We start from the raw sequence: 17,677 nt of genomic DNA on the forward strand, positions 1-17,677 counted from the left end.
AGTCACCTCCTGCTGCCCAGCCGCGGCATGCGCCCGGCCAGCCCCATGGCCTGCCGGGTCAGCAGAGCCTTGGCGGCCGGAATATGATCGAGCAGCGTCAGGCCGATGTTTCGAGCCAGGGCCGGCGCCAGCCAGTCATTGGAAAAAATCCGCACGACATTGTCGGTAAAGCCGACGACGAGGTCATGGTCTTTTTGCCTGGCCCTGGCATAGCGGCTTAAAAAATCAGCCGCCCCGATATCTTGGCCGTCCTCATATTGCTGGATCAGCATTTCGGCCAGCACCACGACATCACGCAAGCCCAGATTAAATCCCTGCCCCGCCACCGGATGCAGTTGGTGCGAGGCATTGCCGATGATGACGGCCCGCCCTGAAACCATTTTCTCGGCGCGTATCAGCGACAACGGGAAGACTCGCCTGGGCGCCGCCAAGCTGAGCTCGCCCAGCCTGTAACCGAAACAGTCCTGGAGCGCGCCTAGAAAATCCGTCTCGCTGCCCGTCATCAACGCTTTCGCATCCTCATCGGCCCGCGTCCAGACCACGGCGCACTCGTGCTGACCGACAGGCAACAGGGCAAGGGGCCCTGCAGCCGTAAATCGCTCATAGGCGGTATTGTTATGCGGAACGGAGGTTTTGACGGTAGTGACCAATGCGGTCTGTCCGTACTCGGTGACCTTCTGCTTGATGTCCAATAATTTGCGTACCGATGACTGGCCGCCATCGGCGCCTACCAGCAATCGAGCCGACAGACCGAACGCTTCATCGCCGCGTTTCAAGCTGACATGGACGGCATTGTCGCCGGACATCAGACCGACGACGCGGGCGGGGCAAATCAGCTCGATATTGGCGTCGCTGGCAAGCCGGGCCACGTGCGCTTCAATGTCGCGAGCCGAAATGACATATCCCAGTGCCTCGACATTTTCCTTTTGCGCGGACAACCGTGTTTTGCCGAAATGGCCGCGATCGGAGATATGGATATTTTTTATCGCGGTGGCTGCCTGACGTATGCCCTGCCAGATGCCTAATGCCTCAAGCATTTTTACCGTGCCGCCAGCCAAGGCCAGCGCTCTGTCCCCGGCCGGGGAGGCATACAGCTGTTCGCGCGTGTTGGCTTCGACTATGGCCACGCGCAGGCCAGTGTCTTTCAGCGCCAGTGCCAGGCAGTTGCCGGCCAGGCCGCCGCCCGCAATAAGTAAATCGTAATCCCGCTGCATCAGGTCGCCTGCATCAACGTTTCAATTTCTGCTATGGTTTTCGGCACGCCGGCTGTCAAAATTTCATGGCCCTGCTCCGTGACCACAAGATCGTCCTCAATGCGTATGCCTATGCCGCGCCATTTTTCATCGACGGTTTCACAATCCGCCGGTATGTACAAGCCCGGCTCGATGGTCAATACCATACCCGGCTCCAGCAACCGCCATTCCTTGTCGACTTTATAGTCGCCGACATCATGCACGTCCATGCCCAGCCAGTGGCCTATCCGGTGCATATAGAACTGCTTGTATTTTTCCTTCTTGATCAGCGTGGATACGCGGCCTTTGAGCAATCCCAGCGACACCAGCCCTTTGGTCAGCACCTCAACCGAGGCTTCGTGCGCCAGATGCCAGGGTACGCCCGGTTTGATCTGCTCGATAGCGGCCGCCTGCGCATCAAGTACCAACTGGTAAAGTTGCTTCTGCGGCACGCTGAAGCGCCCCGAGACCGGAAACGTGCGCGTGATATCGGCCGCGTAATGATCGCACTCGGCACCGGCATCGATCAGCAGCAGATCGCCGCTTCTTAATTTGTCCGCGTTTTCGGTGTAGTGCAGTACGCAGGCGTTTTTGCCGCCGGCGACGATCGAGGGGTAGGCCACCGCGCGCAGGCCACCCTGAATGAAATGATAAATGAGCTCGGCTTCTATCTGATATTCATACAGGCCGGGCTTGCATTTCCGCATGGCTTCAACATGGGCAAAGGCGGATACCTCAGCGGCGCGGCGCATCAGTTTCAGTTCCTCGGGGCTTTTGAACAGGCGCATCTCATGCAGGATATGCTCCAGCGAAATCAACTCGCCCGGCGCGGTAACACCGGATCTCGACTGACCGCGGATATGATTGATCCATTCCAGCAAGCGGTGGTCCAGGTCCAAATCCCGGCCCATAGGATAATAGACCTTGCCCTTGTCTTCCAGCATGCCCGGCAAAATCTCATCCAGATCGTCAATCGGAAAGGAATCATCGGCCTCAAAGTGCTGGGTAGCGCCTTCCAGACCGGCATGGGCGCCTTCCCACAAAGCCTTGGTTTCGTCGAATTCGCGGCAGAACAGAATATATTCGCCTTTCTCGCGGCCGGGGATAAAAACGGCCAGCGACTCCGGCTCGTTAAAACCGGTTAAATAATAAAAATCGCTATCCTGCCGGAACGGATAATCGACATCGCGGTTTCGCGTCCGAACCGCGGCACTGCCTATCAGCGCGATATTGCCTTTACCGATACGCTGCATTAATTGCTTACGTCTTTTCTTGAATTCGCTTTGTTTCATTTGCTTGTTTCGCTGTTTAATGAACCGTGCCGTCGGTATTGATGTTCAACTCATCCCTCAGTAGTAAAACAGCGGATCTTAGATACTCGGTGACTTCCATAAAAGCACTCTCATCCTCCTCCCCCTCGGCCTCTTCGTCCAATTTGGTAAATTCTGTTATATCCTTCAATATTTCAGTGACATCGCCTGGCCAGCCTGATGAGGTATACACAGAGCCGACCCCAAACAGAAATCCCTCGCACCAACGACTCAACGCCTGGACCCGTTCGCCCAGCAAGACTTCATCATCAGGCAGCATCAAGTCAAACTCAAAGGCTTCACTGGCCAGCAATTCCCTGGTCCGCTCGAACAATTTCACCAGTACCGCCCTGTCTTCATCGCTCAAATCGACGGAGTCCTTAAACAGCTCTTCCAACCAATGAGCGCTTTCCGCCTGACCGTTGACGCATAACATGCCTGTCGCCATGCCGTGAGCCTCGGCGGCTGAAATATCCGCATTGTTGCGTTCAAATATTATATTAATTCCCTGATAAACCATGATGCCCATATAATAAACTACCGCTAAAAAAAAAATACCGCTTATGCTACCATTGATCCCCGACTTGGATAATATTTGTTCTTCTTGGTTCTCGGACAATTGACTATGAGCAATATTAGAACATATCGCCTGCTATTAGGGACAATCCTTGCAAAAACACGCAGCTGATTATTCGCAATCATATAGTTACTACCATGACGAATTCAGAAACAACTCAATCTTTGGAATTAAAAGAACTCGAAGAGAAGCTGGACAAGCTTATCGAACAATATAATTCTGTAAAAAACGAAAACAGTTCCCTTAAGACCAAGCAGGAATCCCTGGTTCGGGAAAAAGCCAAATTGCTGGAAAAAACCACGCTGGCCAGAACCCGGGTTGAAGCCATGATTACTCGCCTGAAAACAATGGAGCAAGGCTCATGAAAAAAAACCCCCAGCCGGTATCGCTTACCATTATGGGCAAAGACTATAAGATTGCCTGTGATCCTGATGAACGGGACGAACTGATCGATTCAGCGGAGGAACTGGACCAGAAAATGCGCAAAATCAGAGACTCCGGTCGGGTCAGCAGTCCGGACAGGATCGCCGTTATGGCGGCGCTTAATCTGGCCCATGAGTTGCGCCTGGTAAAAAATCAGAATGCCATACTGACGCAGAGCCTCAATGAAAGTCTGGCTAATATGGCTCAGAAAATAGAAAACGTTTTAGAAAATCCTGAAACACGGTAAAATAAAACTCTGCATCTCCTGCAGCGTTCGAGGATGTACTGGGTGTTTCCTGAACCTATTTTTACCCCGGGGGCGCATTCCGTTAATGGTGTGCATGCCCGTTTTATACGGGAAGCCTGATTTATCGATCGAGTCCCCACTTGAACCTTCGGTTCAAGGACGAAAGTGCATTACGGCGCAGGTGGGAGGTGCCCCTTCCTTAAAAAAATCCCCATGAACTATTGGCTAATGAAATCCGAACCGGATGCGTTCGGCATCGATGACCTGTACAACAAACCGGACCGGACCGAGCACTGGGACGGCGTGCGTAATTATCAGGCCAGAAATATGATGCGTGATGAGATGAAACTCGGCGATCGGGTTTTCTTCTACCACTCCAATTGTGATGTACCCGGCATCGTCGGCACGATGGAAGTGGTCCGCGAAGGCTATCCGGACTTTACCGCCTTCGATCCCGACGACAAACATTTCGACTCTAAAAGCGATCCGAACCTGCCACGCTGGTTTATGGTTGACGTTAGGCATGTCAAAACACTGTCCCGCACTATTACCCTGCAAGAATTAAAACAAAAGGAAGAACTGGCCGATCTCGCACTGGTAAGACGCGGCAATCGCTTATCGATTATGCCGGTTTCCAAACAGCAATGGGACTTTATCCTGTCGCTGGAATGATTAACGCGATTGTCAAAGGACGGCGAGTTAGCCGCCGCTTCCTTCTAGACCTCGATAACGCGATCAGTAGAGCGCTTATTTTTTATTTCGCTGCCGCCTGAAAACAGGCAATAAGCCGGATTTTCGGTTTCCTCCTGGTAGGCAAAACCCTGCGTCTCCAGACATTGCTGAAACGCTTTGCGCTCCTCCTTGGGCATCTGCACGCCCATCAGCACTTTACCGAATGCCGCCCCATGATTGCGGTAATGAAACAGGCTGATATTCCAGCGCCCGCCCAATGCCGTCAGAAAGTTTAATAACGCGCCGGGCCTTTCCGGAAACTGCAAGCTGTAAATAACTTCATTCAATTCTCGCGGCGCATGGCCTCCCACCATATAACGCACATGCTCCTTAGCCAGGTCATTAGTGGTCATGTCGGTGACCGGAAAGCCCTGCTCCCGCAGCGCCATGATTAAATCGGCCCGATCCGACTCCAGACCGCTACTGGAAATCCCGACAAAAACCTGAGCCAGCTGGGGATCAAAATAACGGTAATTGAATTCGGTAATGCTGCGCCCGCCGAGCATGCTGCAGAAGCGCAAAAAACTGCCAGGTGTTTCAGGGATGCTGACGGCCAGCAGGATTTCACGGTGCTCGCCGACCTGGGCGCGCTCCGCCACATAGCGCAGCCGGTCGAAATTCATATTGGCGCCGCTGTCGATGGCGACCAGCGTTTTACCTGTTATCTGCTCGCGTTCGACATATTTCTTCACGCCGGCAATGCCTAATGCACCGGCCGGCTCGGCAACCGAGCGCGTATCATCGAAAATATCCTTGATCGCGGCGCAGATTTCATCGGTATTGACGGTAATGACTTCATCGACATAATTCAGCGCCAGGCGGAAAGGCTCCTCCCCGATCTGCTTGACCGCGACGCCATCGGCAAACAATCCCACCTGTTTAATGGCGACCCGGCGCTTTGCTTTCAAGGCCCGGTTCAGGCAGTCGGAATCGTCGGGCTCAACACCGATGATCTTGATCTCGGGACGCACGAATTTGACATAGGCCGCGACACCGGCAATCAAACCGCCGCCACCGACCGGCACAAAGATCGCATCCAGATCGTCGGTCTGCTGCCGGAGAATTTCCATGGCCACTGTGCCCTGTCCGGCGATGACATCGGGATCGTCATAGGGATGGATAAAAACCATGTCCTTTTGCTTGGCCAGTTCCCTGGCATGTGTATAAGCCTCATCATAGGAATCGCCGAACAGCACCGTCTTGGCGCCCCAGGCCTTTACCGATTGCACTTTAATTTCGGGCGTGGTTTTCGGCATTACGATCAAGGCCTTGACACCCAGCCTTTTTGCCGACAAGGCAACGCCTTGGGCATGGTTGCCGGCAGAGGCGGCAATTACGCCGTGCGTTCTTTCCTGCTCATTTAGCATGGACATTTTGTTATAGGCGCCACGCAGCTTAAACGAAAACACCGGCTGCATGTCTTCGCGTTTCAAATAGACGTTATTGCTCAGGCGCTCCGATAATGAGGAGGCAAAATCCAAAGGCGTTTCTATGGCGACATCATAAACTTTGGCGCGTAATATTTTTTCTATGTATTTTGTTGACATGTTTACCCATTAGCTGAGGTATTTTTGCTGTTTCGCCTATTATCACACATTATTCGGTTTAAGCCGCGTTGCCATGGATGGCGGGCCGCTACTCTACCTCTGAGGCATCTACCGTACTATCCATGTAAATACCGGTTAATTTGCGTCTGAATTCATCAGTGATCAACCGGCCATCCTGCTTGCTTTTGACGACGCGCGGCGTAATCAGCACGACCAGCTCTGTCTTAAGTTTATTTTTCGTGGTGCTGCCGAATAAAGGCCCTATTAAGGGCAACTCATGTAAAAAAGGAACACCTGTTTTATTATAGGTATCGTTTTCGTCGATCAAGCCGCCCAGCACAACCGTCTCTCCGCTGTGCACAGCCACATTACTGGTGATTTCCTTGGTTTGTATCGTAGGCGAATCGATACTACTGTCTTGAGTTTGTCTTGGCGTTTCAACACTTTGCTCGATATCCATAATCACAAGGCCGCTGGCATTGACCCTGGGCTTGACCTTCAATTTAACGCCTGTTTTGCGCTGTTGAATGGAACTGGTTTGCAGAAGTGTATCGACATCGACGGCAGTACCTGACGTGGGAATAGCGGATGACTGAGACGTTCTTAACGGAATTTCATCGCCGACCTGTATCGAGGCTTCCTGATTATTCAGAACCATCAATGACGGCGACGAAATCACATTGAGATTGTCCTTTTGGGCTTCCGCACTTAATACGGCCCTGATATCACCTGAATTACTGAGAAACGAATAGCCAAATCCGCCTGTGACCGCTCCTAAGGCAATATTCGATGCGCTTAGAGTTTGTCCGCCTCCGCTAATATTGTTCTCGCCGCCATTGTTATGGCTAAAAAACCATTGAATGCCGTATTTTAAGTCATCGGTCAGGGAAACCGAGACGATCGTTGCATCGATCAACACCTGCAGCGGCATGACATCGAGCTGATTGATAACGGTGCGGATCGCTTCATATTCCTGCGGCGTTGCCACGATGACGACCGAATTATTGATTTCATCGGCAATAATTCTGACATCACGACCCACATTGGCAACATTGCCGCCCTCCGAAGATCTGTTATTAGCAGTCGGCCTGGCCGTTTCCTGCCTATTACTGATTTCAGCGGCCTGCCGACCCGGCGCAACCTTTGCGGGTTTATCTCTTCTTGTTGCGGTGCCGGTAAAAATTTCACTCAGCGTCGCCGCCAATTCCACGGCATCGACATGCTGGGCCCGGTAAACATTGACGCCGCCGCCGGTGGCCGTATTCGACCGGTCCAACCGGATTACCCAGCTTTCAATATCTCTCAGGTAGGTAGCCTGATGCGTAATGGCCAGGATAGCATTCAGCCGCTCGATCTCCAGAAACCGGAAAAAGCTATTCTCTTCCTTGCCGGTCTTATTAAACACGGCTTCCAGTTCTTCGATCACTTGTGCCGGCTCGGCATGCACTAATGGAAAAATACCGAATGAACGGCCTTTCAGAAGATCGATATCGAAAGTCGCGACCATATCCATGATGCGCGCCAGTTCGTCGGCCGTACCGGAAACGACCAACAGATTGCGCATGCCATCGACTTGCAGGATGGTTTTCTCCTGTACCAGCGGTTTCATCACCTCGGCGAGGTCTTGAACGGCGACATTTCTGATCGGTATAACTTTCACCTGATAACCGGCAGCGCCTGTTCTTGAAAAGTCGGTGCTGTATAATGCATCCGCCGCGGGCTCGATATGATATACCCGGCCATCCTTGACCAGCGCCGCATTGTTCATGCGCAATAGCATTTCCAGGGTCGGCAGTAATTCTTCTTTCGTCAAGGCTTGGGTGGTCTGCAGCGTCACCTTGCCGGCCACCTTGGGGCTCAGCACATAATTTTGCCCGAGTATGTCACTCAGGATCACTTTTGCGACTTCACCTAAGTCGGCCTCATCAAAATTCAGGCTGTACGCACCTTCGCCTCGCGCCTTGCCTCTGCTTGGCCGCGTTGCCGCGCCCGCTACAAACCGGTCTGTTCCGGGATAGAGTTCCGCCTCTGGCCGCTCTTTTTCTGCCGCATGCGGCTTGTTTTGCAATTCTTTAAAGACGACATCGGACTGCTCGTCCGGTTGCTCTGGAGGTACTGTTGGCAGAGCTCGTTTAGTGGCTAACTGCGGACCTAAAAGCTCGCAACTTGACAGCGTTAACCCTAAAATGACAGCACAGGAAGCTGTTGTTATTTTTCTTAGGTTATTCATTATCGCTATTTCCTGACGTATCTGCCTTGGCTTTGGAAGTGGATGCATTGGGCACGCGTTTTTGCTTGGGTAATTCTTTCAATTTCGGCTTTCTTAACATAAGTTCTTTCTGATGACTTCCCTGCTTGATTAGCGCTCTGTCTTTGTGAATCTCGGCCAGCGTCCAGCCGTCGATATCATCGCCTTCAGCTATTTTAAAATAATTTTTCTCCGTAGCTGATATTTTAGCTCTGCTGAATAAAGCAAATAATTGCTTCCCTTTCGTGTAAACCCCGTTCAATTGCCAGTCAAATGTCTCGCTCCCCCCGGCCGCGGTATCTTCCGTGATATCGACGGTCTCCATTGGCTTGCGGCCTTTTATGAATAATGGCCGGGTGACCAGGTCGACATACTTTTCTTCCGGCTGTTTTGTCAGCTCCAGGCTTGGCAATTCATCTACTTTATAGGGTTGGATTTCAACGGCGGTGATCGCTTTCTGCAATTGTTTTCTTGCGTGCTTCGCATATAACCACTCGGCGGTAATAATCAACAATAAAACGATGCAAACCGAGGCCAATAATTTGATTAATTTAACATTCATCCTGGTGGTATTCTCATGAAACTAACGGCCTGAAAATTCACATTCAGATCATTACTCGGTTCAATCTGGCGGGTTTTTCTGTTTCTTATACCGCGCATCGGCCTTATATCGATCTGATCAACAATGATCAGCGGCACTGACGTTTCCATTTTGTACAATACCGCGCGCAGCACTTCAATATTGCCGGTCATCCGGACTTTGACCATGATGCGGCTGAAGCCGTCTTTATTGCTGACCGGAAGCGCCTGCGTACTGGTCAACTGCCCGCCTGCATCGACAATCGCTTTTTTTATAAACTCCTGCACATCCGCGGACGCCAGAGCGCCGGTCCCCTGGGTATTGAAATAGCCTTGGGACAGATGCTGGGCTTTTATTTTATCCATGCCCTCGGTGACGGCAGCCTTCCTGGCCAGAATCCGCTCATATTTCTGGAGCTTGAAAACCAGTGTTTCTTTCGTGTCATGCAGCTCCATGCCCTTGCTGACAATAGGTGCAATAACGACCATGCTGAAAACCGCTATAACAGCCACCAGCAGGCCTATCGCGATCCAGCGCTGCATTTTGTTATAGACCGGCACTGATGCCTCCTGCCTTATTCACATCGACGGTAATCTGGAATCTCTCAAGCCCGCTGATTCGATCTTGCGTAACCGGCGATACGAACCGGACATTGTCAAATAACGGGGATGCTTCCAGAACGGCAATCAAGGCGGATGCGGACGGCGACTCCCCCTGTATCTGCAGGTGGCCGTCCGAATACTGGGCATACGTCAGCCAGGTATCGTCCTTGATTAAGGAACTTAATGCGTTCAGCATGATGACAACCGATGGCGCTGAGCTTTTCACATCGACCAGCCGGCGTGACTCTTCCACCAGCGCATCGATTTCCGACTGCAGGGCATCAATTTTCCGCGCCTCTTTTTCTATGCCGTCGAGTTGCTCGTTCAAGGCATCGACCGCTTGATACTCGAACCAGACCGGCAAGGCGATTACGGCCAGCAGCAACGCGAACACCGAAACTATCAGCGCCGAATGAAACAAGGCGGCGTTTTTATCGATTTTTTCCCTGAACCGGTCCGGCAGCAGATTGTAATAATCATAGTTTTGCTCGAGATCGTTGGGCGCATCCTCGTAATCGGCAAATTTCGGCGACAGACCCAGCGCTTTTATATCCGTATAGAGCGCCTCAAGCACTTCCCGGGGAGTCAGCACCAGCATGACATTCATTTGCCCGGGCTCATGAGGGTCCGTCAGCGGCTTGACGGCGAAATAAACCTGTTCAGGCTTGAATGGGGTATATCGGTCCAACTCATACGAGACGACCTGAGCCAGATTCTCTCTTGCGGCCAGCGGCAGAACCAGCGTTTTTTGGATGGCCTGCTCCCGGGTCAATCTGAGGACGACATCCGTCTTGGCAAACCGTTCATCCTTGGCCAACAGTGCCTTAACATCGGCTATGTCTGATTCATTCCGTTCCAGCGTTGCTATCGGCTCCACCTTTCCGTTGAGGATATAAGTCATTTCCAGATGGTTGTTATCTGGCCGGATCAGAATAACGCCCTGCTTTTCGTGAACGAGCCGCTTGATTTTTTCCGGCACCAGGAAGTCGAGCTCCCGCGCCCACCAGCGGAAAAACTTCTTGAAATCCAGATCAATTGTCGAATTGAGATTCAGCATATTCTGTTACTAATAATTCGCTCATTTCATCATTAAATAATGAGATATTGCTTGCATAATTGCGCTGCCATTTCAAAATCTGAAAGGGTGAGGACTGTTGGCCAGGGAATTGCTGGCCGGCATCCGCTTTTTTTATTATTGCATTTATCATAGCGGTTGAGCCGTCGTCCAGCAGCGCTTCGGAGATTATGGTCACCGCGCCGCTTTCTCCGGCAGGAGCCGCGGGGCGATTTGTCTCATTAAGAGGCGACTCCGGCGTTAAGGCGCTGATCGCTCGCTCCCGCCTCGCTTGCAGATACTCTTCCTTCACCGCCTCGTCCATGTCCGGCATCACCTGCAATACCTCTAAAGACGCCAGTTGCAGATTGACCGTCGACTGCCCCGAATAAACGGTGATTAAATCCTGCAGCCAGTTATAAATGCGCTCATTCATGCCCAGCACCAGTTGCAACTCCTCGATGGACTGAAATGCCTTGTTTCGAGGCTGATAACTTAATCCGGCATTCTGATACTCGGCTTTCTCCGCCCCATCCATGCGCACCAGATCATCCTCATCGCGCCAGTCAAGTATGGCATTGACGAGCCCGGTCCGCAGCCCTTCATCAACGGGCGCCTGACTGATCAGCGCCTGCAGCAATGCTTCATCGGCCTTGTTAAGGTCGATTTTCCCGGTCTCGGACAGAAGCCGGACGCGTACCCTGGCATTGGCATAATCTATTTGGTAAATGCTGCCGTCCGCCGGCCAGCGCCTGGTCTCATCGGGAACCAGCATCATCATTTCCGCCAGGGCAATCCCGGACTCCGCCACGGCCATGGCCTGCGCATTGCTTTTTATACCGTCAATAACGGAGGCTTCCCGGCGCATGGTCAGCGCAAAGCTGCCGGCCATGATAGTCAATAGGCTCAATATCCACAACACAAGCACCAGAGCAAAACCTTTTTGTCTTGCCTGAGTCCTTCCCCGTATCATTCCGTCATCTCCAAGTCCTGCCCGGTCTCTGTCGTGATGATGCCCGCATCTCCGGCCGCTTTAAGCTCGATGACCATGTCCGGCCAGAAATTTTCCTCTTCCCGCTCGATCTGAACTTTTATCAGGCGCGGCAGGACATCCCGGTTAAGCCATTCGTCCTGCCACCGACCTTCGCCGGTTTCCTGGTCCGGACCAAAATAAGACAAGGCGAAATGGCTTACATGATCTATCAGGACGGCCTCCTCTTCATTCCACGCCTCGCCTTCGGTAATGGGGAAAAATGGCGTCAATGTCACGTTTATTTCCGCCCCGTCGACACGGCCGGCCCTCGGTTCCTCATCCCGGAGTCCGAGCGAAAACAGCTGCATGCCGGCACGACCGGCACTGGCGGGAAACGCGGAAACAAATTGCAGGGACTGCGCATCACCCTGAAAGGATAGCTTACTCTCTTCTTCCGTAAAGTCATTCAGCAACGGCTTGGCCGCCGATAAATGCTGTTGAAAAAAATTATAGACGACGGCCGTTTCATTGACTTCGGCGATTTTCTTTTCGCCCCGCTCCCAGCTTTGGGCGCAGATTTTCAGGCTGCCAAACAGCAGCACAACCATGATGCTTAACAAAGTCATCGCGATGAGCACTTCGATCAGGGTAAAGCCGCGCGCCAAGTCACGAGGCGAATGGCGATAACAACCGATATGTTGCAAACAGCCCCTCATAGCGCTTTATTGACGAGTCTTAAGGTGGTTAATTCGACCTGCCGGTCGTTCGCGCGGTCATCGCCCCAAGTTACCATGACCTTAACCTGGAAAAGCGCCGTCGTTGACAATGCCGGATCGAAATCTTCCATCATCGACGTGTACGGGCTGACCGAAACCAGCCAATAAAACCTATCATTTTCCACGCCCGACATCTCGCCCTGCTGCAACGGTGTTTCCACGCCTGTTTGAACCAGAAGCGACTCGGCAATCTGCACGGCGGTCGTGTATTCTTCGGCCACGGACGCCGTATTGACGCCGCCGGAAAATATCTTCAGCAGAATGCCCAGCGACAGCGCCATTATCGAAAACGCAATCAGTATTTCCAGTAGCGAAAATCCCTGCTGTTTATTCATGAGCGCCGTCACCGGTATCGTCCAGGTCGATCTGGCCGGTCAGCCAATTGATATCGATGCGCCAGGCAAAATTGCCCTGCTCCAGCGTCACTCTTCCGCCTGTCGACGAACCATCGGCAAAAAAACGTATATTGCCCTGGCCATCGCCGGTCAACTCGTCTTGTGCCGTAACCAGCGTGATATCAATAGAATCAGGAAGACCGTATACCTTATCCCGGCTGCTGACCCAGTAGCTGTTTTCGCCAAGGTCAAGGGTAACGGTGGTCTGCTGATGGGAAAGCAAGGCTTGTCCTCTCGCATAGCGCAATGCCGATACGATATCCCTTGCCGCGGCCCGCAGCTCTGCCGACTCCCGCCCCGCCGACAGATTAAACGCGATCATTGAAAAGCCGAGAACCACGATAAAAAGCACAACCACCAGCTCAAGCAGCGTAAACCCGCTGCTCAAGGACAAGGCGCAAGGGGCACGACGCAGGCCATCGGCTGTTTTTTCCTTGCCCCCTGAGCATCGGAACTGATGCATCATTCCCAGCTGACGATATCCTGATCTTCGCCTTCGCCGCCTTCCTTACCGTCCGCGCCTAGCGTGAACAGGTCAAATTTGCCGTGTTCGCCCGGAGATACATAATGGTATTCCTGCTGCCAGGGGTCCAATGGCATTTTGGATTTGCGCAGATAAGGGCCATTCCAGCGTTTTGCGCTGTCCGGCGATTCGATCAGTGCTTTCAATCCCTGCTCGGTAGTCGGATAAACACCCAAATCCAGTTTATACATATCCAGCGCCGCGGCCAGATCCTCAACCTGAACGCGGGCCGCTTTGGTTTTGGATTCGCCCATATGTTTCATGACCTGTGGCCCGACTATGCCGGCCAGCAGGGCGATAATGCCCAGCACGACCAGCAGTTCAAGCAAGGTAAAGCCAGTTTGTGCACGGTTTCTGTATGATTTCATTGTAGAAGGTTTTCCTTATTAAAAAGCTAAATCATTAACGCTTAAAATAGCCAGCAAAATCGACACGATAATACCCGCGATCATGACCCCCAGGGTAATGATTAAAGCCGGCTCAAGCAGTGCCAGCATGCGCTGTATCGCTACCCTAAGCTGTTTATCATAAATAGTCGCCACGCGCAGGAGCATTTCTTCCAGGCGCCCCGTTTCCTCGCCCATTTTTATCATCTGCATGGCCATTTTGGGCAATACGCCCTTTTCCAGTAAAGCATCCGACATGTTCCTGCCCTGCTTTAACTGTTCCTCGGCGTCGGCGCATACCTCAGCCAATGCCAGGTTATCGACGGTTTCACGTGCTATAGCCAGAGCAGTCAATATTGAAACACCGTTGCCCAGCAAAGTTCCCAGGGTACGGCTGATGTTGGCGGTTTCCTTGTTCAGGATGATGCTGCCGAACAGCGGCATGGACAAAAAGCGCCGGTCCCAGACCTTTTTAGTCACCGGATTGGCCAACTGATAATTTGCATAACCGTACACAAAGACGGCAATGAGCGCCAGCGTCCACCAGTAGCTTTGCAGCCATTCCGCCAAACCGACGACGATCTGGGTCGGCACCGGCAAGGCCTTGCCGGCGCTTTCGAACATCTCGGTAAATTGCGGGACGACGAATGTCAGCATCACGAACAAGGAGGCCAACGACATCACCAGCAATATCACCGGGTAGATCAACGCGGTGCTGATCGTATCCTTCAGTTCGCGAGAGCGCTCCAGATACTCCGACAGCCGCGTCAATACTTCGCCCAGGCTGCCGCCCGCCTCGCCGGCGCGGATCATGTTGATATAGAACTTGGTAAACACGCCGGCCTGTTTCTCCAGCGCATCGGCCAGGGAAGAACCGCCTTTGACTTGCTCCAGAACCCGTCCGATCAGCCTGCTCAGGCGCTCGTTGTCTGCCGTCAAGTCCATCAATACCGACAGAGACCGGTCCAGCGGCAAGCCGGATTCCAGCAAGGTCGCCAGCTCACCGGTCAATAAGCCGACCTCTTTTTGCGACAGATGCGACTGCCTGGCGCCCAGCCTGAATCCAAGGAACGATCTGGCGCTGGCCGGCGCCACGCGAATCGGTATGTAGCCTTCCGCTTGCAGCGCCGCAATCAGAAGCGGCTCGTCGACGGCGTCGCGAACGCCTTCCTCGGTCTCGCCGAGGCTGTTGATCGCCTTGTAGGAAAATAACGCCATGTCAGCTTTCCGCGGTTACGCGCATCACTTCCTCCAGGGTCGTGATGCCTTCTATGGCCTTGCGCAGACCGTCATCGCTCATGGTGGTCATGCCTTGTTCGATAGCCAGCTTCTGAATGGCGCCGGCCTCCTCGTGCGCCATGATCAGCTTCCGGATCGGATCGGTCATCGGCAGGAATTCGATAATGGCCAGACGCCCACGATAACCCAGCCCGCCGCAGGCCGGGCAACCGACCGGCTTGTACAAGACGACATCGCCTTCAGGCACGAAACGGCGCAAATGCCTGTCTTCGACAACAAGGGGCGATGCAACGTAAGACTCCTTACATTCGGGGCACAGCTTTCTGACCAGTCGTTGCGCCAATATGCCGTTGACGGTGGACGTGAGCAGATATTCCTCCAATCCCATATCCAGCAAACGCGTGATACCGCCGGCGGCATCGTTGGTATGCAGGGTCGACAATACCAAATGCCCGGTCAGCGCCGACTGCACGGCGATTTTCGCCGTCTCCAGGTCACGCATCTCGCCGATCATGATGACATCGGGGTCCTGCCGGACGATGGAACGCAACGCTGAAGCGAAAGTCAAGCCGATCTGCGGCTTGGCCTGAATCTGGTTGATGCCTTCCAGCTGATATTCCACCGGGTCTTCGACCGTAATGATCTTGCGCTCGGAGGTATTCAGCAGCTTCAGAGCCGCATACAGCGAGGTCGATTTGCCGCTGCCGGTTGGACCGGTAATCAGGATGATGCCGTGCGGCTGCGCCAACACGTCGACAAACTGATACAAGTGATTGCCGGAAAAGCCCAGTGACTCGAAATCGAATACAGTACTTTCCTTATCGAGCAACCGGATCACGACACTTTCACCGTACATCGTCGGAATGGTCGACACGCGCAGGTCCAGCTCCTTGCCGAGCATTTGCACCTTGATGCGGCCATCCTGCGGCAGGCGGCGTTCGGCGATGTTCAGCTTCGCCATGATCTTGATACGTGAAATAACGGCGGCCGTCGATTTAACGGGCGGCGCATTGATATCCTGCAGTACGCCATCAATACGCAGCCTGACTTTCAGGGTCTGCTCGAACGGCTCGATATGGATATCCGACGCGCGCATCTCGATGGCGCGCTGCATGATCAGGTTGACCATTTTGATGACCGGCGCTTCACTGGCCAGGTCTTTCAAATGCTCTAGGTCTTCCTCTGCCGCGTCATCGAATTTGAGGTCATCGACGATCCTGTCCATCTGCGAGCGGCCCTCGCCGTACTGGATTTCCAGCGCCGCATCGATTTCCGACAGCAATCCGACTTTGGGGATGATCGCTTTGCCGGTCGCCAGCTTCAGGGCATCGATCACAAACTGGTCTTCAGGGTCCATCATCGTGACCGTGATGGCATCATCATTATTATCGATGCCGATGACATGGTGCTGCTTTAAAAACCGCAGGGAGACGCTTTCCGGCAATTGCATCTCCAGCGGATACTGATCAGCCGTCACCTTCTCAAACTCTCCAGATTCGACAAACGCATCGGCCACATCGAGTTCGGAACACAAGCCCAGCTTGACCAGCAGTTGCGGCAGGTTTTCCGAGACGGCCGTTTTCTTTATGCGCTCTACTTTGTTCAATTCCGCGGCCGACAGTTTATCCTTGGCCTGTAGCGATTTCAGTAAATCCTGGTATGCGCTTGCTTGCTCTGTCATATGATTCTGTCTCGCCTGTGCTTGCGAGCATATAGCCTTGCTGTTAAATAAATCCGGCTCACCGGCAGGTTTTCTTATAAATCAACCGGGCCCCGGCTTTCAACCCCTGGTGTTGCGTTTAAACTGTCGTTTCCTTAGTTTTACTCACAGGCCCAATAAAGCGCGGGCCTTATCGATAATTTCATGTTCGCCGATCTCCCTGATCGAATAATCCTGTTTGTTCAATTTATAGGGATTAACGATTGACGCCGATTTAACCACTTTGTTGATATCGGTCTGATACACGCGACTGACCGGCGTCGGACCGAAAATCGTGATGGATGGTCTGTTCAGGGCCCAGGCCATATGCGTCGGCCCCGTGTCGTTGCCGATCAGCAGGTCGGCCCTGGCAATCAGGGCCTTTAGACTGTTCAGATCCAGTTTCGGCATGACACGGATATGGCACGTCTGCGCGGCCATCGCATCGGCAGTGATTTTCTCCTGCTCATTGCCCCAGACGACCAGACAGTTTTGCTGCATCGCTTCGGCTATTTTTACAAATTTGTCGGCCGGATAGTTCCGGCTTTCCCAGGTAGAACCGATGACCAGCACAATATTGCGCCGATCCTGCCGCAAATAATCATAGAGGCCTTGATCTTCATGACGGTAAAACAAAAACGGCTTTTTCCCGAGAATTTGCTCCCTGCTGATGCGGATGTCTAAAGGTTCCGACAGCACCGTGGCATTCCGGTCGATGGTATTGGCATCGTAAGCGCAAGCCACTTTAACATCATAAAACCAGGAAGCGGCTTTTTCCCTGATCGAGTCGGCATCGAAACCGGCAACGTGTTTACCCAGCAGCCTGGCCGTAACCGCCGATTTGATCAGACCCTGCGCATCAATCACCAGATCATAATGGTTGCCAGTATAACCGCGAATTGTTTTGAACTGCTTAAAAAAAGCCATCTTATTGATTTTTAACGACTTAAGATTAACCGTCAAGATGTTATCGATATCGGGATTGTCGTGCAAAACGCCGGCAAAGCGCTCCTCCACGATCCAGTCTATGCGACTATCGGGCAGAGCGGCCTTAATGAATTGCAGCGCCGCCATGGCATGCACGATATCACCCAGGGCGGACAGTTTGACAATGGCAATTCTCACAACCGGCCT

Annotated in this window: 19 protein-coding genes and 1 other RNA gene; 4 read left to right on the plus strand and 16 right to left on the minus strand. The window is 52.8% G+C overall.

Going from position 1 to position 17,677, the window contains the following annotated elements; genetic code table 11:
• Positions 1–2: 2 nt before the first annotated feature.
• The 3 genes from ubiH to EK22_RS03025 are packed head-to-tail and all read right to left on the minus strand — an operon-like array spanning position 3 to position 3,071.
• Complete coding sequence (gene ubiH, locus EK22_RS03015; protein ID WP_036247938.1) at positions 3–1,214, minus strand: 2-octaprenyl-6-methoxyphenyl hydroxylase; 1,212 nt, start codon at positions 1,212–1,214, stop codon at positions 3–5.
• On the minus strand, positions 1,214–2,524 hold the full coding sequence (pepP, locus tag EK22_RS03020; protein ID WP_036247941.1) for a Xaa-Pro aminopeptidase: 1,311 nt from the start codon (positions 2,522–2,524) through the stop codon (positions 1,214–1,216). The genes ubiH and pepP overlap by 1 nt, the downstream gene beginning before the upstream one ends.
• 16 nt (positions 2,525–2,540) lie before the next feature.
• Complete coding sequence (locus EK22_RS03025; protein WP_332248856.1) at positions 2,541–3,071, minus strand: UPF0149 family protein; 531 nt, start codon at positions 3,069–3,071, stop codon at positions 2,541–2,543.
• Between the two features lie 185 nt (positions 3,072–3,256).
• Between EK22_RS03025 and EK22_RS03030 the strand changes: the two genes are divergently transcribed.
• From EK22_RS03030 to EK22_RS03040, 4 genes are all read left to right on the plus strand, one after another.
• Positions 3,257–3,484 carry a TIGR02449 family protein gene (locus tag EK22_RS03030; RefSeq protein ID WP_036247944.1) on the plus strand — a complete coding sequence of 76 codons (228 nt, stop codon included), beginning with the start codon at positions 3,257–3,259 and terminating at the stop codon, positions 3,482–3,484.
• A complete protein-coding gene (locus tag EK22_RS03035) occupies positions 3,481–3,789 on the plus strand; it encodes a cell division protein ZapA (RefSeq protein ID WP_020158247.1) in 309 nt (102 codons plus the stop codon). Before EK22_RS03030 ends, EK22_RS03035 begins: the two co-directional genes overlap by 4 nt.
• Before the next feature lie 12 nt (positions 3,790–3,801).
• A non-coding RNA gene (gene ssrS / locus EK22_RS23480) (6S RNA) lies at positions 3,802–3,981 on the plus strand.
• A 21-nt stretch (positions 3,982–4,002) separates the two neighbouring features.
• A complete protein-coding gene (locus EK22_RS03040) occupies positions 4,003–4,461 on the plus strand; it encodes an EVE domain-containing protein (RefSeq protein WP_036247946.1) in 459 nt (152 codons plus the stop codon).
• 44 nt (positions 4,462–4,505) lie between these two features.
• On the opposite strand, the gene ilvA is transcribed toward EK22_RS03040, so the two are convergent.
• From ilvA to waaC, 13 genes are all read right to left on the minus strand, one after another.
• Positions 4,506–6,068 (minus strand): threonine ammonia-lyase, biosynthetic, encoded by a 1,563-nt coding sequence (gene ilvA / locus EK22_RS03045; RefSeq protein WP_036247948.1) that lies wholly within the window; start codon positions 6,066–6,068, stop codon positions 4,506–4,508.
• An 88-nt stretch (positions 6,069–6,156) separates the two neighbouring features.
• Complete coding sequence (gene gspD / locus EK22_RS03050; protein ID WP_036247952.1) at positions 6,157–8,298, minus strand: type II secretion system secretin GspD; 2,142 nt, start codon at positions 8,296–8,298, stop codon at positions 6,157–6,159.
• Positions 8,291–8,827: a hypothetical protein gene (locus tag EK22_RS03055; RefSeq protein WP_156965733.1), complete on the minus strand. Its 537-nt coding sequence runs from the start codon at positions 8,825–8,827 to the stop codon at positions 8,291–8,293. Before EK22_RS03055 ends, gspD begins: the two co-directional genes overlap by 8 nt.
• 47 nt (positions 8,828–8,874) lie before the next feature.
• Positions 8,875–9,456, minus strand: a complete 582-nt coding sequence (gspM, locus tag EK22_RS03060; RefSeq protein WP_081917741.1) for a type II secretion system protein GspM — start codon at positions 9,454–9,456, stop codon at positions 8,875–8,877.
• The gene (locus EK22_RS03065; RefSeq protein ID WP_020158253.1) at positions 9,443–10,555 is read right to left on the minus strand and encodes a PilN domain-containing protein; all 1,113 of its coding nucleotides are present in this window, start codon (positions 10,553–10,555) and stop codon (positions 9,443–9,445) included. Before EK22_RS03065 ends, gspM begins: the two co-directional genes overlap by 14 nt.
• Positions 10,530–11,525 carry a type II secretion system minor pseudopilin gene (locus EK22_RS03070; protein WP_036247958.1) on the minus strand — a complete coding sequence of 332 codons (996 nt, stop codon included), beginning with the start codon at positions 11,523–11,525 and terminating at the stop codon, positions 10,530–10,532. The genes EK22_RS03065 and EK22_RS03070 overlap by 26 nt, the downstream gene beginning before the upstream one ends.
• Entirely contained in the window at positions 11,522–12,229 is a 708-nt protein-coding gene (locus tag EK22_RS03075) for a prepilin-type N-terminal cleavage/methylation domain-containing protein (protein WP_369798176.1), read from the minus strand. The genes EK22_RS03070 and EK22_RS03075 overlap by 4 nt, the downstream gene beginning before the upstream one ends.
• Before the next feature lie 8 nt (positions 12,230–12,237).
• The gene (locus EK22_RS03080; RefSeq protein ID WP_020158256.1) at positions 12,238–12,636 is read right to left on the minus strand and encodes a type IV pilus modification PilV family protein; all 399 of its coding nucleotides are present in this window, start codon (positions 12,634–12,636) and stop codon (positions 12,238–12,240) included.
• Complete coding sequence (locus tag EK22_RS03085; protein WP_036247964.1) at positions 12,629–13,162, minus strand: GspH/FimT family protein; 534 nt, start codon at positions 13,160–13,162, stop codon at positions 12,629–12,631. The genes EK22_RS03080 and EK22_RS03085 overlap by 8 nt, the downstream gene beginning before the upstream one ends.
• Positions 13,159–13,587, minus strand: a complete 429-nt coding sequence (gspG, locus tag EK22_RS03090) for a type II secretion system major pseudopilin GspG (protein ID WP_020158258.1) — start codon at positions 13,585–13,587, stop codon at positions 13,159–13,161. The genes EK22_RS03085 and gspG overlap by 4 nt, the downstream gene beginning before the upstream one ends.
• 18 nt (positions 13,588–13,605) lie before the next feature.
• Positions 13,606–14,823, minus strand: coding sequence for a type II secretion system F family protein (locus tag EK22_RS03095; protein ID WP_020158259.1), 1,218 nt, complete (start codon positions 14,821–14,823; stop codon positions 13,606–13,608).
• A gap of 1 nt (position 14,824) precedes the next feature.
• Positions 14,825–16,525: a type II secretion system ATPase GspE gene (gene gspE / locus EK22_RS03100; RefSeq protein ID WP_020158260.1), complete on the minus strand. Its 1,701-nt coding sequence runs from the start codon at positions 16,523–16,525 to the stop codon at positions 14,825–14,827.
• A gap of 144 nt (positions 16,526–16,669) precedes the next feature.
• Positions 16,670–17,668 (minus strand): lipopolysaccharide heptosyltransferase I, encoded by a 999-nt coding sequence (gene waaC, locus EK22_RS03105; protein ID WP_036247966.1) that lies wholly within the window; start codon positions 17,666–17,668, stop codon positions 16,670–16,672.
• Positions 17,669–17,677: the final 9 nt, after the last annotated feature.

This window comes from Methylobacter sp. BBA5.1, assembly GCF_000746145.1.
Classification (GTDB): domain Bacteria; phylum Pseudomonadota; class Gammaproteobacteria; order Methylococcales; family Methylomonadaceae; genus Methylobacter; species Methylobacter marinus.

Excerpts from the sequence above, each read along its gene's own strand:
- ubiH (WP_036247938.1), bottom strand. The coding sequence starts at position 1,214 with ATGCAGCGGGATTACGATTTACTTATTGCGGGCGGCGGCCTGGCCGGC.
- pepP (WP_036247941.1), bottom strand. The coding sequence starts at position 2,524 with ATGAAACAAAGCGAATTCAAGAAAAGACGTAAGCAATTAATGCAGCGT.
- EK22_RS03025 (WP_332248856.1), bottom strand. The coding sequence starts at position 3,071 with ATGGGCATCATGGTTTATCAGGGAATTAATATAATATTTGAACGCAAC.
- EK22_RS03030 (WP_036247944.1), top strand. The coding sequence starts at position 3,257 with ATGACGAATTCAGAAACAACTCAATCTTTGGAATTAAAAGAACTCGAA.
- EK22_RS03035 (WP_020158247.1), top strand. The coding sequence starts at position 3,481 with ATGAAAAAAAACCCCCAGCCGGTATCGCTTACCATTATGGGCAAAGAC.
- EK22_RS03040 (WP_036247946.1), top strand. The coding sequence starts at position 4,003 with ATGAACTATTGGCTAATGAAATCCGAACCGGATGCGTTCGGCATCGAT.
- ilvA (WP_036247948.1), bottom strand. The coding sequence starts at position 6,068 with ATGTCAACAAAATACATAGAAAAAATATTACGCGCCAAAGTTTATGAT.
- gspD (WP_036247952.1), bottom strand. The coding sequence starts at position 8,298 with ATGAATAACCTAAGAAAAATAACAACAGCTTCCTGTGCTGTCATTTTA.
- EK22_RS03065 (WP_020158253.1), bottom strand. The coding sequence starts at position 10,555 with ATGCTGAATCTCAATTCGACAATTGATCTGGATTTCAAGAAGTTTTTC.
- EK22_RS03070 (WP_036247958.1), bottom strand. The coding sequence starts at position 11,525 with ATGATACGGGGAAGGACTCAGGCAAGACAAAAAGGTTTTGCTCTGGTG.
- EK22_RS03080 (WP_020158256.1), bottom strand. The coding sequence starts at position 12,636 with ATGAATAAACAGCAGGGATTTTCGCTACTGGAAATACTGATTGCGTTT.
- EK22_RS03085 (WP_036247964.1), bottom strand. The coding sequence starts at position 13,162 with ATGATGCATCAGTTCCGATGCTCAGGGGGCAAGGAAAAAACAGCCGAT.
- gspG (WP_020158258.1), bottom strand. The coding sequence starts at position 13,587 with ATGAAATCATACAGAAACCGTGCACAAACTGGCTTTACCTTGCTTGAA.
- EK22_RS03095 (WP_020158259.1), bottom strand. The coding sequence starts at position 14,823 with ATGGCGTTATTTTCCTACAAGGCGATCAACAGCCTCGGCGAGACCGAG.
- gspE (WP_020158260.1), bottom strand. The coding sequence starts at position 16,525 with ATGACAGAGCAAGCAAGCGCATACCAGGATTTACTGAAATCGCTACAG.